Source organism: Streptomyces ureilyticus (genome assembly GCF_011045025.1).
GTDB classification, from domain to species: Bacteria; Actinomycetota; Actinomycetes; order Streptomycetales; family Streptomycetaceae; genus Streptomyces; species Streptomyces ureilyticus.
Map to the genome: position 1 here is coordinate 23,573 of NZ_JAAKZX010000030.1, position 15,665 is coordinate 39,237.

General features: G+C 69.9%; 13 protein-coding genes. 6 read left to right on the forward strand and 7 right to left on the reverse strand.

Annotated elements, in window-relative coordinates; translation table 11 throughout:
* Positions 1-15 precede the first annotated feature (15 nt).
* Complete coding sequence (locus G6048_RS12575) at positions 16-699, forward strand: DUF4956 domain-containing protein (protein WP_165339587.1); 684 nt, start codon at positions 16-18, stop codon at positions 697-699.
* Complete coding sequence (locus tag G6048_RS12580; RefSeq protein WP_165339588.1) at positions 696-1,499, forward strand: VTC domain-containing protein; 804 nt, start codon at positions 696-698, stop codon at positions 1,497-1,499. Before G6048_RS12575 ends, G6048_RS12580 begins: the two co-directional genes overlap by 4 nt.
* Positions 1,500-1,528: 29 nt before the next feature.
* Here the strand turns inward: G6048_RS12580 and G6048_RS50890 are convergent, their stop codons facing one another.
* Together G6048_RS50890 and G6048_RS12590 are read right to left on the reverse strand one after the other, a co-directional pair.
* Positions 1,529-2,857, reverse strand: coding sequence for a sensor histidine kinase (locus G6048_RS50890; RefSeq protein ID WP_165339589.1), 1,329 nt, complete (start codon positions 2,855-2,857; stop codon positions 1,529-1,531).
* Entirely contained in the window at positions 2,857-3,606 is a 750-nt protein-coding gene (locus G6048_RS12590) for a response regulator transcription factor (RefSeq protein ID WP_165339590.1), read from the reverse strand. The genes G6048_RS50890 and G6048_RS12590 overlap by 1 nt, the downstream gene beginning before the upstream one ends.
* Positions 3,607-3,814: 208 nt before the next feature.
* Here G6048_RS12590 and G6048_RS12595 point away from each other — a divergent pair, with 208 nt between their 5' ends.
* A complete protein-coding gene (locus tag G6048_RS12595) occupies positions 3,815-4,348 on the forward strand; it encodes a hypothetical protein (RefSeq protein ID WP_165339591.1) in 534 nt (177 codons plus the stop codon).
* Positions 4,349-4,374: 26 nt separating this feature from the next.
* Here the strand turns inward: G6048_RS12595 and G6048_RS12600 are convergent, their stop codons facing one another.
* The 3 genes from G6048_RS12600 to G6048_RS12610 form a co-directional block, all read right to left on the reverse strand.
* Positions 4,375-5,904: a UDP-N-acetylglucosamine 1-carboxyvinyltransferase gene (locus tag G6048_RS12600; protein ID WP_165339592.1), complete on the reverse strand. Its 1,530-nt coding sequence runs from the start codon at positions 5,902-5,904 to the stop codon at positions 4,375-4,377.
* Between the two features lie 64 nt (positions 5,905-5,968).
* The gene (locus G6048_RS12605) at positions 5,969-6,208 is read right to left on the reverse strand and encodes a DUF4236 domain-containing protein (RefSeq protein WP_165339593.1); all 240 of its coding nucleotides are present in this window, start codon (positions 6,206-6,208) and stop codon (positions 5,969-5,971) included.
* A gap of 171 nt (positions 6,209-6,379) precedes the next feature.
* Entirely contained in the window at positions 6,380-8,020 is a 1,641-nt protein-coding gene (locus G6048_RS12610) for a TlrC/CarA/OleB/SrmB family ABC-F type ribosomal protection protein (RefSeq protein WP_165339594.1), read from the reverse strand.
* Between the two features lie 569 nt (positions 8,021-8,589).
* Between G6048_RS12610 and G6048_RS12615 the strand changes: the two genes are divergently transcribed.
* On the forward strand, positions 8,590-9,786 hold the full coding sequence (locus G6048_RS12615; protein WP_165339595.1) for an MFS transporter: 1,197 nt from the start codon (positions 8,590-8,592) through the stop codon (positions 9,784-9,786).
* Positions 9,787-9,892: 106 nt separating this feature from the next.
* Here G6048_RS12615 and G6048_RS12620 read toward each other — a convergent pair whose 3' ends face one another.
* A complete protein-coding gene (locus tag G6048_RS12620) occupies positions 9,893-10,354 on the reverse strand; it encodes a hypothetical protein (protein WP_165339596.1) in 462 nt (153 codons plus the stop codon).
* A 422-nt stretch (positions 10,355-10,776) separates the two neighbouring features.
* Between G6048_RS12620 and acnA the strand changes: the two genes are divergently transcribed.
* Together acnA and G6048_RS12630 are read left to right on the forward strand one after the other, a co-directional pair.
* Entirely contained in the window at positions 10,777-13,494 is a 2,718-nt protein-coding gene (gene acnA, locus G6048_RS12625; RefSeq protein ID WP_165339597.1) for an aconitate hydratase AcnA, read from the forward strand.
* 271 nt (positions 13,495-13,765) lie between these two features.
* On the forward strand, positions 13,766-14,845 hold the full coding sequence (locus G6048_RS12630; protein WP_165339598.1) for a lytic polysaccharide monooxygenase auxiliary activity family 9 protein: 1,080 nt from the start codon (positions 13,766-13,768) through the stop codon (positions 14,843-14,845).
* Between the two features lie 58 nt (positions 14,846-14,903).
* On the opposite strand, the gene G6048_RS12635 is transcribed toward G6048_RS12630, so the two are convergent.
* Positions 14,904-15,518, reverse strand: a complete 615-nt coding sequence (locus tag G6048_RS12635) for a Uma2 family endonuclease (RefSeq protein ID WP_165339599.1) — start codon at positions 15,516-15,518, stop codon at positions 14,904-14,906.
* Positions 15,519-15,665 lie beyond the last annotated feature (147 nt).

Below are 15,665 nucleotides of genomic sequence, written 5' to 3' on the forward strand. Positions count from 1 at the left end.
CCTAGCGTTCGCGTCATGAACAGCACAGGAAACTTCGGAGAGTTGGCCGCCCATCTCGGGCTCGATCTCATCGCCGTGACATTGCTGACGTGCGGCGTCTTCCACCCACGGCACCGCCGGCGCGAACTGGTGCCCGCCTATCTCGCGCTCAACGTCGCCCTGTTCGCGGTCGTCGCCGCACTGGGCCGCGTAGGGAACAACGGAGGGCTGGCGCTGGGGTTCGGGCTCTTCGGCGTCCTGTCGATCGTCCGGCTGCGGTCCGACTCGGTACGGCACCAGGAGGTGGCGTACTACTTCACGACCCTGGTCCTCGGCCTGCTGTGCGGGCTCCCTGGGCTGGGACTGGACGTGGCCGCCGGGCTCGCGTGCGTGCTGCTGCTCGTTCTGTACGCGGCAGACCACCCACGCCTGTACGCGCGTGAGCGGCGCACGGTCGTCACGCTGGACGCGGTGTACGAGGACGAGGACGCCCTCCGCGCCGAACTGCGGCGCCGGCTCGGGGAACCGTACGGCTGGACGGTGCGCGAGGTGGACTACGTGCGGGACCTGACCGTGGTGGAGGTGCGGTACCGGGAGCCGGGGAGCGCCGGAGCGCCGCGTACGGTCCGTGCCTCCCGTACGGCCCTCGCGCCGGGCGCGTCGAACCCGTCCGCAGTGCCCGGGCCGCGCCCCGCGACGAGGGAGCCCGCCCCGTGGTGAGTACCCCCTCAAAGGCCCTGCTCGCCGTCGAGCGAGCAGCGGCCGCCGCGCACCCGGTATCGCTGGCCGAACTCAACGCCCGCGCCGAGCTGCTGGCCCGCCACGACAACAGTTACGTCGTGCCGGTCCGGGTCTTCGAGGACTTCGCGGCCCGGCTCACCGATCCCCGCCCGAGCGACGGCTGCCCCGTTTTCCGCGTACTCGACATCGACGGCCTGCGCTGCTTCCGGTACCGGTCCACGTACTACGACACCCCTGAGCTGCGCACGTTCCACGACCACCGGCAGGGACGCCGGCGCCGCTTCCGGATCAGGGAGCGGGTGTACGAGGACAGCGGGGAGCGGCAGTTCGAGGTCAAGCTCAAGAGTGGGCGGGGCGAGACGGTGAAGCACCGGCAGCGGATGTCCGGGGGCGACCGCCCGCTGGACGGGGCCCGGCGCCGGTTCCTGGCCGAAGTGCTCCAGGAGTCGTACGGCACGCTCGACGCCCCGCACGGCCTCGTGCCCGCCTTGCGCACGGACTACCGGCGCGTCACGTTCGTTGCCGACGGGCAGCGGGTGACCTGTGACGCGGGGCTGGTCGTGCGGGACGAGGCCACGGGCGGGGGAGCCGTCGCGGACGGTGCGCTGGTGCTGGTCGAGACGAAGACACGGGGGCATCTGACGGAGGCGGACCGGATGCTGCACGGGTACGGGGTGCGTCCTGCCGGGTTCACCAAGTACAGCGCGGGACTGGCCGCCGTACGGCCGGAGTTGGGGGCGAACGCGTGGGTGCGGGCGGTGCGGAGGGTGTTTCCGTAGGGGGCAGCGGCGGCCTCGGAGCTGGTGGGTCAGTCGATGGCCGTCTGGAACGAGAGCGTCACCCTCGCCCCGGGTGAGTTGTCCGCCGTGAACGTGCCGCCCGCCTCCTCCGCCGTGCGGCGCGCGATGTCCAGGCCGAGGCCGGTGGAGCCGACGCCGCTGGTTCCGCGGGCGGTGGGATGGGGACCGGCGCCGTGGTCCGGGAAGCCGGGCCCCTCGTCCTCCACGAGGAGCTCGGCGGCCTCGCCGGTCGTGCGGACCGTGACGCGGAAGCCGGTGCCCTGGGGGGTGTGGTCCAGCACGTTGCCGATCAACGCGTCGAGCGCGGCGGTGAGTTCGTCGGGCGGTACGGGGACCCGGAGCGAGCCGGATGGGGCGTCGACCTCGACGGCGCGGTCCTGGTCCTCGGCCAACGGCAGCCAGAACGCGGTCCGTTCACGCGTGACGGCCGACAGGTCGGCGATGGGCTCGGACTCGCGCAAGGGGCGTCGCGCCCGGCGGATGACCTCGTCCACGCTGTGCTCCAGCGCGGCCACGCCCGCCGCGATGCGCTCGGCCTCGGCGGGGTCGCGCAGGGTCTCGGCGTCCAGCCGGAGGGCGGCGACGGGGGTGCGCAGGCGGTGGGCGAGATCGGCGGCGTTCTCGCGCTCGGCGGCGAGGAGTTCGTCGATGCGGGCGGCCAGCTTGTTCAACTGGCTGGCGATCAGGCGGAGTTCGGGCGGGCCCGCCGGTTCCGCACGGGCCGTCAGGTCACCCGCGGCCAGCCGGTCCGCCGTCCCGGCCAGCGACCGCGTCGCGCCCACAAGCCGTGCGCCCAACCGGTCGGCGAGCACGAGCCCGAGCAGGACGAGGCCGGCACCGATCCCCGCCAGGACCAGCCATGATGTGAAGACGCCGTCGTGCAACTGCCCCTGGCTCAGGGCCACGTGCACCACCGCGGTGCCGTCCGCGGCCCCGTGCACCGGGACCAGCACGACCCGCCCGCCGTCCGGCGGCTCGTAGGTGAACGCCCGCCCCGTGCGCGCGAGTCTGACCGCGTCCGTGACCTCGGCGGGAGCACCGACGACCGTGCCGTCGGCGAGGATCAGCGACGCCTTGGGCAGACCGGGCCCGTTGACGCTCCGCGCGATCTGTTCCATCTGTTCCATATGCTCCGTCTGCTCGGCGGCCGCGGATCCCTGTGCGCCGTCTGCCAGTACGGGCCCCACCGCCGACGCCATCCACTGCGCCCGCGCGGTCGCCTCCGCGGTGGCGCGGTCGGCGGCGTGCGTCCGCGTGAGCAGGGTGAGGGGCACCAGCAGGGCTGCCAGTACGAGGGCGGTGGTGGCCCCGGTCAGCAGCAGGAGGCGGCGCCGCACTACGACCCGCCCTCCTCGTCGGACCCATGGGGCAGGCCGGGCTGGCCGGCGCCGTCAGGCCCACTGCCCGGCCCGGGGGCCATCAGCTTCACTCCCACCGTGCGGACCGTATGCAGATAGCGCGGCGCCTGAGCCGTCTCCCCCAACTTCCGCCGCAGCCAGGACAGATGGACGTCGACCGTCTTGTCGGTGCCGCCGAGCGGCTGCTGCCAGACCTCGGCGAGCAGTTCGCGGCGGGGGACGACCTGGCCGGCACGGCGGGTCAGGTGGGCCAGCAGGTCGAACTCCCGGGGAGTAAGGTCCAGCGCCCGCCCGTCGAGGGTGACCTCACGGGCGGCAGGGTCCACGACGAGTCCGCCGACCCGCAGCGGCTCCTCCTGCTCGACCGGGCCCAGTCGCCGCAGTACCGCCTTGATCCGCGCGTCGAGCTGGGCCGCCCCGAACGGCTTCACGATGTAGTCGTCGGCGCCGCCTTCCAGCAACGCGACCATCTCCGGCTCCTCGTCCCGCGCGGTCGCCACGATCACCGGTACGTCACTGACGGCCCGCAGCATCCGCAGCACCTGCCCGCCGTCCACATCCGGCAACGCCAGGTCCAGCACGACCAGGTCCGGCGGGCTGGTCACCGCCGCGTCGAGCCCCGCCATCCCACTGGGTGCCGTCGCCACCGCGTGCCCCCGGTCCCGCAGAGCACGCACCAGCGCACCGCGCAGGGCGGGGTCGTCCTCCACGACCAGTAGATGAGCCATGCGGACACGGTAGCCAGGGAGTTGATGCAAGATGTATTTCGGGTGAACAGCCCGGCCTCGCGGGGGTGTTCCTTTGTACGTGTCTTAACCGGGCGTTAGGGAAGGGTGCGCGAGGGTCTTTCTGCGAGACGGTGCGGGGGCGGCTCCGTACGAGCCCGGTGCGTCCTCCTGGTGAGGGCGAGTCCTGACGACACGATGAGGTGGTCCGGTGAAGTGGCGCAGCGCCCTGGTGACCGCGGCCTGGGTCGCCATCGGCACGGGCGCGGGCGGACTGGGCGCCTGGCAACTGGCGAGCGCCGACGAGGGCCCGCCCGCACACGGACGTGCCCTGGACGACGCGGCGGTACGGCGCGCCCTGGCGGAACAGACGCCGCAGGCCTCCGCCGCCCCCGCGCCGAGCTCCTCCAACTCCGACAGCGCACCACACGACTCCCAGGCCCCCGCCACCCACACCTCGCCGCTCCCGTCCTCGCCAAGCGCGTCCCCCACCAGCCAGACGGAAACCGTCCGCTTCACCGGCGGCACCGCAACGGTCGAGTGCCGACCCGACGGGACGGTGTACCTCGTCTCCTGGAGCCCGGCCGACGGCTACGCCTTCGACGAGGACGTGGAGCGCGGCCCCGCCCCGGTGACCCGCCTGGAGGCGGAGCCCAGCGCCGACGACGCCGACGACCTCGCGTACGACATCACCTGCACCCCGGGCGGGACACGGGCCCAGCGGATGGCGGACCAGGACGACTGACGACTGAGCCGTACTGAGAAGTCCCCTCAGATATCCCGGAAGATCTCGATCTGCGCCCCCACCGTGTTGAGCCGCTCCGCCAGATCCTCGTACCCCCGGTTGATGACGTACACATTCCGCAGCACCGACGTGCCCTCGGCCGCCATCATCGCCAGCAGGACGACCACGGCGGGGCGCAGCGCGGGCGGGCACATCATCTCGGCCGCGCGCCAGCGGGTCGGGCCCTCGACCAACACCCGGTGCGGGTCGAGGAGTTGGAGACGCCCGCCCAGACGGTTCAGATCCGTCAGGTAGATCGCGCGGTTGTCGTAGACCCAGTCGTGGATCAGCGTCTTGCCCTGCGCGGAGGCCGCGATGGCCGCGAAGAAGGGGACGTTGTCGATGTTCAGGCCGGGGAACGGCATCGGGTGGATCTTGTCGATCGGCGCCTCCAATTTGGAGGGGCGGACCCGCAGATCGACCAGCCGCGTACGGCCGTTGTCCGCGAAGTACTCCGGCGTACGGTCGTGATCGAGGCCCATCTCCTCCAGGACCGCAAGCTCGATCTCCAGGAACTCGATCGGCACTCGACGCACCGTCAGCTCCGACTCGGTCACGACGGCGGCGGCCAGCAGGCTCATCGCCTCGACCGGGTCCTCCGAGGGCGAGTAGTCCACGTCCACGTCGATGGTCGGCACACCGTGCACGGTCAGCGTCGTCGTACCGATGCCTTCCACCCGTACGCCCAAGGCCTCCAGGAAGAAGCACAGGTCCTGGACCATGTAATTGGACGAGGCGTTGCGGATGACGGTCACGCCGTCGTGGCGCGCGGCGGCGAGCAGCGCGTTCTCGGTGACCGTGTCCCCGCGCTCGGTCAGCACGATCGGCCGGCCGGGTGTGACGGACCGGTCCACCTGCGCGTGGTACAGCCCTTCGGTGGCGGTGATGTCCAGGCCGAACCGGCGCAGCGCGATCATGTGCGGCTCGATCGTCCGGGTACCTAGGTCGCAACCGCCCGCGTACGGCAGCTTGAACTGGTCCATACGGTGCAGCAGCGGGCCGAGGAACATGATGATCGAGCGCGTACGGCGGGCCGCCTCCGCGTCGATGGTGCCCAGGTCCAGGTCCGCCGGGGGCACGATCTCCAGGTCCACCCCGTCGTTGATCCACCGGGTGCGTACGCCGATGGAGCCGAGCACCTCGAGAAGGCGGTACACCTCCTCGATGCGGGCCACCCGGCGCAGCACCGTGCGCCCCTTGTTCAGGAGGGTCGCGCACAGCAGCGCCACGCACGCGTTCTTGCTGGTCTTCACGTCGATGGAGCCGGAGAGCCGACGGCCGCCGACCACTCGTAGATGCATCGGACCCGCGTACCCGAGCGAGACGATCTCGCTGTCCAGGGCTTCACCGATGCGGGCGATCATCTCAAGGCTGATGTTCTGGTTCCCGCGTTCGATGCGGTTCACGGCGCTCTGACTGGTACTGAGCGCGACGGCCAGCTGTGTCTGTGTCCAGCCACGGTGCTGACGGGCGTCACGGATGAGCTTGCCGATGCGTACGAGGTAGTCGTCTGCCATGCCGGAAGGCTATCTCGGATATGAGATGTCACCTTCCCGGGGGGTCCATTCGAGTGACGGACCCTCAGGCCCGGCCGCGAAGACGCCTGGTGAGGTCGGCACCGCGACGACGCCGGGTCGCGGTGTGTGTCCTGCGCCACCCGAAGGGCCCGGGCAGATCGAACGACGTGGTCCGCCGCCCGGTGCTGCTGCGCGTGTGCCGAGGCCCGTGCCGCCCGCCCGTGGTGATGGACCAGGAGCGGCGGTTGATGTTCAACCGCACCCCCGGCAGGATCCGGAAACTCTTGCGGAACGTGAGGGGCATGACTGCCTCCTTTCGTCCCCGGATGGGTACCCGGGATCAGGGACGGCACGCCGCACCGCACGGCCATCGGCTGCTCGCGGAGGTCCGGTGCGGCCCCGCGCCCCTTCGACGAAGGGGCGCGTCAACGAAGGGGCGCGGGGCTGTGGCCGCGGGAGTCTCACTGCCTGGCCGTTATCCCAAGCGGACCCCAGCCCCCTCCGGCAGATCCAGATGCGCGCCCCGGAACCGCTTCCGCAGCGCGCGATCATGCGTGACCAGGACGATCGCGCCCGGGTAGTCGGTCAGCGCCGCCTCCAGTTCCTCGACCAGCGCCGGGGACAGGTGGTTCGTCGGCTCGTCGAGCAGCAGGAGGTCCGCGGGCTCCGAGACCAGCCGTGCCAAGTCCACGCGGCGGCGCTGGCCGTACGACAGCTCGCCGATACGCAGCCGGAGCTCCACCGGGCGGAAGAGGCCGAGGGTCAGCAGGGCGTCCGCGTGCTCGTCGGCCGAGCCCACGCGGCCCAGCGCGAACGCCTCCGCCACCGTCAGGCCCGGCGGCCACGGCGTCTCGTCCTGGCGCAGATGGCCCACCCGGCCCGGTACCTCCACCGACCCCTCGTCGGGCCGCAATTCACCCGCGAGCAGCTTCAGCAGCGTGGTCTTGCCCGCGCCGTTGGGGCCGGTGACCAGCAGCCGGCCGGAGCGGCCGAGGGTGAGGGAGCCCAGGCGGAGGCGGTCTCCTACGCGTACGTCCGACAGCTGTACCGAGGGGAGCTCCGCCGCCGAGGCGGCTGCGCCGTCCCTCGCGGTCCCGACGCGCGCGGTGAAGGCCAGCGGCTCCGGTGGCGGCGCCACCGGGTTCGCCGTCAGCCGGTCGACCCGCTCGCGGGCGTTGCGGATCCGGGCCATCACACCGTGCGCCCGGCCGCGGGCCCGGAAGCCGCCATGGCCGAAGTTGGCCAGCGCGGCCTTGCGCGGGATGCGGTCGAGGCGGACCGCATGGCCGACGGCCAGCCGCTCGTTGCGGGCCAGCTCGGCCCGCCAGTCCTCGTACTCCTGGAGCCGGCCGCGGCGTTCCGCGGCCTTGGCGGTGCGGTAGCCGGCGTAGCCGTCTCCGTACCGGGTGACCTTTCCCGCCTCGGCCTCCAGGACCGTGGAGGTCAGGCGCTCCAGGAAGACGCGGTCGTGGGTGACCGCGAGCACGGTGCCGCGGTGGGCCCGCAGCTGCGCCTCCAGCCACTCCACGGCGCGGTCGTCCAGGTCGTTCGTCGGCTCGTCCAGGAGCAGCAGCTCCGGGCGGCCGGCGAGGACAGCGGCCAGGGCCAGCCGGGAACGCTCGCCGCCGGAGAGCGTGCCGAGTCGTCGGTCGCGGGGGAGGGCTGGCAGGCCGAGATGGTGCAGGGCGAGGTCGACGCGGTGGTCGGCGTCGTAGCCGTCGCGCGCCTCGTAGCGCTCGAGGAGGGCGGCGTACACGGCGAGTGCCGCCGGGTCCGCGCCGTCGCCGAGCGTCTGCTCGGCCCGGCGTAGCTCCGCCTCCAGTCCGCGCAGGTCCGCGAGGGCCAGGTCGACGGCGTCCTGGACGGTGGCGGTCGGGGGCAGCGGGATGGTCTGCGGCAGATAGCCGATGCCGTCGGCGGCGGTCACGGTCAACTCGCCGCTGTCCGGGCGTTCCTGGCCCGCGATGAGCCGCAGGAGGGTGGACTTGCCGGAGCCGTTGTCACCGATGAGCCCGGCCTTCTCGCCCGGCTTCAGAGTGAAGGAGACCTGGTCGAGCACGGTGCGGCCGGGATAGCGCTTGGAGACGTGGTGAAGGGTGAGTTGTGAGCCGCGCATGAGCGGTTCCCTCCTGGCCGCGGGCTTTGTCCCGGGCCGGATCGGGTGGATGAGAGGGCACGACGGGGCGCGGCGACGGCGGAGCGGTGCTCTACGCCGTCGGCGCCGGCTTTCTCACAGGGAACCCATGCGGAGGACCGTACGGCATGACGGAGCGCTTGGCAAGACGATACGTCTCGTCGCGATCGACTTGACGGTCCCAGGGCCCTGGTTCATCGCGGCCCGGCCCCCGACCATGGGCGCATGCGGTGCACGGTGTGGCCGAAGTTCGATGCGGCTAAGACGCGTTGCGGTCCGGTATCCGGCAGCAGTTGGGGCACGGCTGACTCCGCATCCGTGGCAGACAGTAAGGACCCGAATAGCTTGTTGCTTATTACTTGCTAGAGCAAGAGGGCTACGGAACCGTCTGCCTGTTCGGTGAACACTCGGGAGCGGACAGCGTGTACCGCTGCCGACTCGTCGGCAAGGGCCGCGGAAGCCCGGCAGCGCCGGGTTGGGGAAAGCCTTGACCACGGCAATGGCGGAACCGGAACTTCAGCAGGCAGACAGGCCCATGCGAGCGTGCTGTGATGCGTGTCTACGTGGACCTGCTGCGATACGGGGCGGCTCGCCGGCTGACTGCTGCCACCGCCACCGGCAAACTCGGCTTCGCCGTTTTCCCGCTGGCCACCGTGCTGCTCGGACACGGCTCCTCCGGGTCCTTCCTGGACGCCGGGGCCGTTGCCGGCGCCTGGGGCATGGGTGGCACCGTGACAGGACCGCTGCGCGGACGCCTCGTCGACCGCTACGGCCAACGCCTGCCTCTCGTCGCCCTGACCCTGATCACCGCCCTGGCCGCCGCAGGCCTGGCCACCGCGGCGGGAACCACGCAACTGATCTGCTTCGGCGCACTCACCGGCGCCGCCGCCCCGCCCATCGTGGCCAGCATCCGCCCCCTGTGGGCACAAGCGGCACCCAAGGACCTGGTGCACAGCGCCTACGCCCTCGACGCGGTCCTCACAGAAGTGACCAAGATCTGCGGACCACTCGTCGCGGCCGCATCCGCCGTCCACTCACCACGCCTGGGCGTGATCACCGCAGCGGCACTCCTGACGGCCAGCACCTGCCTGGTGATCTCCCACCCGCCAACCCGTCGCCCTCCGGCGGCATCACGCACCGGCGGCGTCCCGGCCTCCCCGGCCCTTCGCCTTCTGCTCGCCGCCAACGCATGCGCGGGCCTGTTTCTGGGGGCGCTGACCGTCGGCCTTCCCGCCCGAGCCGCTGAAAGCGGGTCAGTAGCCGACTCGGGCTGGCTGTTCGCTTGCCTTGCCCTGGGCAGCGCACTCGTCGGCGCGCGATTCGGCACCCGTCGCCGGGCGGCTTCGCCGGCCACCGGCTACCTCACCACCTTCGCCTGGCTCGCACTCTCCCTGGCCCTCTTGGCCGCCGTCTCGACACCGCTGCCCTTGGTGATCCTTCTCCTGAGCACAGGCGCCGCGCTCGCGCCCATGACGATCTGCCTGTTCGAACTGCTGGACGTCCATGCGTCACAACACACAGCAGTCGCATCCATGATGTGGATGGTCGCGGGAGAGGAACTCGGCGTCGCCGCAGGGAGCGTCGTCGCAGGACTACTGGCGCAGAACGTCGGTGCCTGGCTGGCCCTCCTCGCCGCGGCGGCAAGCGCTGGACTCGGCGCCCTCGTCGTCGCAACGGGCAGAGTCGCCCTGGCCTCCGACAGCACCGCCACCGATCACGGGTGTCCTGTCTCAAACGATCGTGGGTAGACCGAGGCCCTGACCTGGGGTGCCCGCGATCGCTTGAGACAGGTACCGGGCGTTGTCCCAAACGATCCTGGGCACTGCCATGAATCCGCTGCCCCTGCCGGAGCCATCACCTGCCATGCCAGATGTCTGAACGCATGGCGTCCCGGGTCTCCAGGCGCAGATCCAGGTACCTGCGCGTCAGTTCCTCGAACTGATCGCTGTCGATACGCGCTCCCGCGCTGACGGCGTCGCGCATCATTCGGACTGCCCGGCTGCATTCCTCGGCTGGCCCGACGACAGTGCGCGGGGCGACGAGTTCTAACTCGTGACGGGACGCGTAGCAGTGCGTGTAGGCCGCGCGTGTTTGCCGGTACCTCTCACTCGCCTCAAGGTCGGGTGTGGCTGCAATGTTGCGCAGGTCGCTGCCGGCCTGAGCGTGGGCTGCGAGGAACCTCGTATAGAGCTCCCGTCGTGTTCTGTGCCACTCGGCCGTTGTCTCTCGTTGTGTCTTCCGGCGCTCCACCAGCAGTGCCGATCCCATGGCGATCACGGCGCCGACAAGTGCCGCAAGCAGTGGTATCCAGGTCATTTCTGAACAGTAAGACGTATTCGCGACCAACTGTCCGCGCCTGCTGGGTGATTACCGTCCTCAACTGACCTCCAGCCACCTCCCCCGTCCTCCCTCCCGGACGCCAGCTCAGCGGCTGGCACAGTCTCAGCACTTCCGAGGTAGTCGGGGGGCAATGCTCCAGCCAGGCTGAGGCTGCCTCGGTAGCTCTGCCCACGATCGACTGAGACTGCCCGGGCATACCTGAGACGGGACACGGGCACCGGGCATGACCGAACAGCGGTCATGTACTAGAGTTATCTCGACATCGAGATATCTGCCGAGGCGTACCTCGGCCGCAAGGACCGGTAAGGGTCACCTAACTTAGCCTTACCTTAGCTGATCGGCCAACCGGCGTGGCGGCAGGATGCGGTGGTACGCGCACATCAATGAAGGAGACTGTCGTGTCGGCGAACAGCTTCGACGCCCGCGCCACACTGAACGTGGGCGACGAGTCGTACGAGATCTTCCGGCTGGACAAGGTGGAAGGCTCGGCTCGCCTTCCGTACAGCCTGAAGGTGCTGCTGGAGAACCTGCTCCGGACCGAGGACGGCGCGAACATCACCGCCGACCACATCCGGGCCCTGGGCGGCTGGGATTCGCAGGCCCAGCCCAGCCAGGAGATCCAGTTCACCCCCGCCCGTGTGATCATGCAGGACTTCACCGGTGTGCCCTGTGTCGTGGACCTCGCGACCATGCGTGAGGCCGTCAAGGAGCTCGGCGGCGACGCCGCGAAGATCAACCCCCTCGCCCCGGCCGAGCTGGTCATCGACCACTCCGTCATCGCCGACAAGTTCGGCACCAACGAGGCCTTCGCGCAGAACGTCGAGCTGGAGTACGGCCGCAACCGCGAGCGCTACCAGTTCCTGCGCTGGGGCCAGACCGCCTTCGACGAGTTCAAGGTCGTCCCGCCCGGCACCGGCATCGTCCACCAGGTCAACATCGAGCATCTGTCCCGTACGGTCATGGTCCGGAACGGCCAGGCCTACCCCGACACCCTCGTCGGCACCGACTCGCACACCACGATGGTGAATGGCCTCGGCGTCCTTGGCTGGGGCGTCGGCGGTATCGAGGCCGAGGCCGCGATGCTCGGCCAGCCCGTCTCGATGCTCATCCCGCGCGTCGTCGGCTTCAAGCTGACCGGCGAGCTCAAGCCCGGCACCACCGCCACCGACCTCGTGCTGACCATCACCGAGATGCTCCGCAAGCACGGCGTCGTCGGCAAGTTCGTCGAGTTCTACGGAGAGGGCGTCGCCGCCACCTCCCTCGCGAACCGCGCCACCATCGGCAACATGTCGCCGGAGTTCGGCTCCACCGCCGCGATCTTCCCGATCGACGACGAGACCATCAAGTACCTGAAGCTGACCGGCCGTTCGCAGCAGCAGCTCGCGCTCGTCGAGGCGTACGCCAAGGAGCAGGGCCTCTGGCTCGACCCGGCCGCCGAGCCCGACTTCTCCGAGAAGCTGGAGCTCGACCTCTCCACGGTCGTCCCGTCGATCGCCGGCCCGAAGCGCCCGCAGGACCGTATCGTCCTCGCGAACGCGGCCGAGCAGTTCAAGACCGACGTCCGTAACTACGTGGACAGCGTGGACGAGGCGGGCCAGGAATCCTTCCCGGCCTCCGACGCCCCGGCCGTCGCCCCGAACGGCGCCCCGTCCAACCCGACCACCGTCACCGCCCCCGATGGCTCGACCTACGAGATCGACCACGGTGCCGTGACGGTCGCGGCCATCACCTCCTGCACCAACACCTCGAACCCGTACGTCATGGTCGCCGCCGCGCTGGTGGCCAAGAAGGCGGTCGAGAAGGGCCTGACGCGCAAGCCCTGGGTCAAGACCACGCTCGCCCCCGGCTCCAAGGTCGTCACCGACTACTTCGACAAGGCGGGGCTCACCCCCTACCTCGACAAGGTCGGCTTCAACCTCGTCGGCTACGGCTGCACCACCTGCATCGGCAACTCCGGCCCGCTGCCGGAGGAGGTCTCCAAGGCGGTCAACGAGCACGACCTGGCGGTCACTTCGGTGCTCTCCGGCAACCGCAACTTCGAGGGCCGGATCAACCCCGACGTCAAGATGAACTACCTGGCGTCCCCGCCGCTGGTCGTCGCGTACGCCATCGCGGGCTCCATGAAGGTGAACATCACCAAGGACGCGCTGGGCACCGACCAGGACGGCAAGCCCGTATACCTGGAAGACATCTGGCCCACCGAGGCCGAGGTCAACGACGTCGTGGCGAACGCCATCGGCGAGGACATGTTCAACAAGTCCTACGCCGACGTCTTCGCGGGCGACGCCCAGTGGCAGGCGCTGCCGATCCCGACCGGCAACACCTTCGAGTGGGACCCGCAGTCGACGTACGTCCGCAAGCCTCCGTACTTCGAGGGCATGGGCATGGACCCGGAGCCGGTCCAGGAGATCACCGGCGCCCGCGTCCTCGCCAAGCTGGGCGACTCGGTCACCACCGACCACATCTCCCCGGCCGGCGCGATCAAGGCCGACACCCCGGCGGGCAAGTACCTCACGGAGCACGGCGTCGAGCGCCGCGACTTCAACTCGTACGGTTCCCGCCGCGGCAACCACGAGGTCATGATCCGCGGTACGTTCGCCAACATCCGTCTGCGCAACCAGATCGCGCCGGGCACCGAGGGCGGCTACACCCGCGACTTCACCCAGCCGGACGCCCCCGTCTCCTTCATCTACGACGCCTCGCGCCACTACATCGAGCAGGGCACCCCGCTGGTCGTCCTGGCCGGCAAGGAGTACGGCTCGGGTTCGTCGCGTGACTGGGCGGCCAAGGGCACGGCGCTGCTGGGCGTCAAGGCCGTCATCGCCGAGTCGTACGAGCGCATCCACCGCTCGAACCTCATCGGCATGGGCGTACTCCCGCTCCAGTTCCCGGAGGGCGCCACGGCCGAGTCCCTGGGCCTGACCGGCGAGGAGACCTTCTCCTTCACCGGCGTCACCGAACTGAACGAGGGCCGCACGCCCCGCACGGTCAAGGTCACCACGGACACCGGCGTCGAGTTCGACGCGGTCGTCCGCATCGACACCCCCGGCGAGGCGGACTACTACCGCAACGGCGGGATCATGCAGTACGTGCTGCGCAACCTCATCCGCAAGTAAGCGGTTCGGTACGGCAGTTGAGGGCCGCATCCCTGGTGACGGGGGTGCGGCCCTTTGTCGTACGGCAGCCGCGGCAGCTTGTGCGCCAGGCGTTTACAAGCCGCACGCGCGGCGCTATCTTCCCCCTGAGTGAGGTGGGAGCGCTCCCATCAAATGCGTGGAGAGGCAGACCGGAACCTGCCCGAACCACCGGGGCTCTCCCACCTCGCCCGCACGTCCTCACAGAACCGCAGCGCCCCCACATCCGCAGCGCGAAGGGACGTACGTCGTCATGAATCCTCAAAGTCCTCGATTACTGCCATTGGCGGCATCAACTCGCCTCAGAGCATGGCTGCTTGTGCTGCTCGCCCTCGTCGTCACCGTCCCCGCACTCGGCCTCGTGGTCGCGTCCGGCGGCGAGGCGGAGGCCCACGGCACCCCGATGAAACCCGGCAGCCGTACCTTCCTGTGCTGGCAGGACGGCCTGACCGACACCGGCGAGATCAAACCCGTGAACCCGGCCTGCAAGGCGGCGCAGCAGGTCAGCGGTACGACGCCGTTCTACAACTGGTTCTCCGTACTGCGCTCCGACGGCGCCGGCCGCACCCGCGGCTTCGTGCCCGACGGCGAGCTGTGCAGCGGCGGCAACACCAACTTCACCGGCTTCAACACCCCGAGCAGCGACTGGCCGTTGACGCATCTGGCCTCGGGCGCGACCGTCGACTTCTCGTACAACGCGTGGGCCGCGCACCCGGGTTGGTTCTACGTGTACATCACCAAGGACGGCTTCGACCCGACCAAGCCGCTCACCTGGAACGACATGGAGGAACGGCCGTTCCTGAGTGTCGACCACCCGCCGCTCAACGGCTCCCCGGGCACGGTCGAGGCCAACTACTCCTGGTCCGGCAAGCTTCCGGAGGGCAAGGACGGACGTCACATCATCTACATGGTCTGGCAGCGCTCCGACAGCCAGGAGACCTTCTACTCCTGCTCCGACGTCGTCTTCGACGGCGGAAACGGCGAGGTCACGGGCATCCGCGAGCCGGGCAACCCCACCGAGCCGGTGCAGGGCACCTGCACGGCCACCCGCAAGACGACGGGCAGCTGGAACGGCGGCTACCAGTCCGAGGTGACCGTCACCAACTCCGGCGACGTCTCGATGCTCGGCTGGATGGTCGACTGGACGCTGCCGAGCGGTCAGAAGGTCGAGAGCCTGTGGAGCGGCAGCGCGACCTACACCGGGCAGAACGTGATGGTCCACAACGCCGGCTGGAACGGCTCGCTGGATCCGGGGGAGAGCACGACGTTCGGGTACACGGTCGAGGGCTCCGGGGGTGATCCGGCGACGACGTATCCCTGCCGGGTGGGTTGACCTCGCTCGTGACGGACCCGGGGAGGTACCTCGCCGGGTCCGTCAGCCGCACGCGGGATCAGAATCCGACGAGCGCTTCGAGATCGATCTCGACCGGGAACGGCACCTCGGTGATCAGCTTGCCGTGGTGCACCGGGTGCATGGGAGCGGGGAAGTACGAGCGCGTGTCCGCGTTGAGCCAGTACTCGTGAACCGCGAGCCGCTGGTCCCGGTCCAGCTCCACGCGCCAGTAGCAGGGCACCTTGGCCTCGGCGAAGAGCGCGGGCTTGCGCACCCGGTCGTCCTGGCGGGATCCGGGGGAGACAACCTCGACCACGAGGGCGACCTTCTCGGCCGGGACACACTCCAGCTGGAAGAAGTCCAGCTTCCGGGGATCGAAGACGATCACATCGGGTTTGGGGGTGTTCCGGTCGTCGAACATCACGCACTGCTTGGTCACGACTGAGTACGGCTCGATACTCGCTGCTTCCTGGGCGTCGGAGATCCTGTCCCGGACACGGTTGTGCCAGAACCTGGTCTGTCCACGCGCCACGATCACTCCATCCACGAGTTCCCAGTCGAAAGGCAGCTCCAAGTGCTTGACCTGGTCGAAGGTCCAGCCGTCTGCCGGCGGGAACATCCAGGTGTCCTCTGTGGCCCGTCCCTGCCCGGGTGTGGTCATCACTGCTCCCATGGCCAAGAGTGTGGACGCCGGTGTGCGTCGTGGTCTTGTGTACGAAGTTAGCGTCACCCGAAGTGAGACGGCCACGGCGCACCGTTGACGCGCGGCGGGCGCGGAGACCTTCTCCGCGCCCGCCCTTCCCGTGGGGGGATTGGACCG

Bases quoted from the DNA above. Each gene is read 5' to 3' on its own strand.
- G6048_RS12575 (WP_165339587.1), top strand. From the start codon at position 16: ATGAACAGCACAGGAAACTTCGGAGAGTTGGCCGCCCATCTCGGGCTC.
- G6048_RS12590 (WP_165339590.1), bottom strand. From the start codon at position 3,606: ATGGCTCATCTACTGGTCGTGGAGGACGACCCCGCCCTGCGCGGTGCG.
- G6048_RS12600 (WP_165339592.1), bottom strand. From the start codon at position 5,904: ATGGCAGACGACTACCTCGTACGCATCGGCAAGCTCATCCGTGACGCC.
- G6048_RS12605 (WP_165339593.1), bottom strand. From the start codon at position 6,208: ATGCCCCTCACGTTCCGCAAGAGTTTCCGGATCCTGCCGGGGGTGCGG.
- G6048_RS12610 (WP_165339594.1), bottom strand. From the start codon at position 8,020: ATGCGCGGCTCACAACTCACCCTTCACCACGTCTCCAAGCGCTATCCC.
- G6048_RS12615 (WP_165339595.1), top strand. From the start codon at position 8,590: ATGCGTGTCTACGTGGACCTGCTGCGATACGGGGCGGCTCGCCGGCTG.
- G6048_RS12620 (WP_165339596.1), bottom strand. From the start codon at position 10,354: ATGACCTGGATACCACTGCTTGCGGCACTTGTCGGCGCCGTGATCGCC.
- G6048_RS12630 (WP_165339598.1), top strand. From the start codon at position 13,766: ATGAATCCTCAAAGTCCTCGATTACTGCCATTGGCGGCATCAACTCGC.
- G6048_RS12635 (WP_165339599.1), bottom strand. From the start codon at position 15,518: ATGGGAGCAGTGATGACCACACCCGGGCAGGGACGGGCCACAGAGGAC.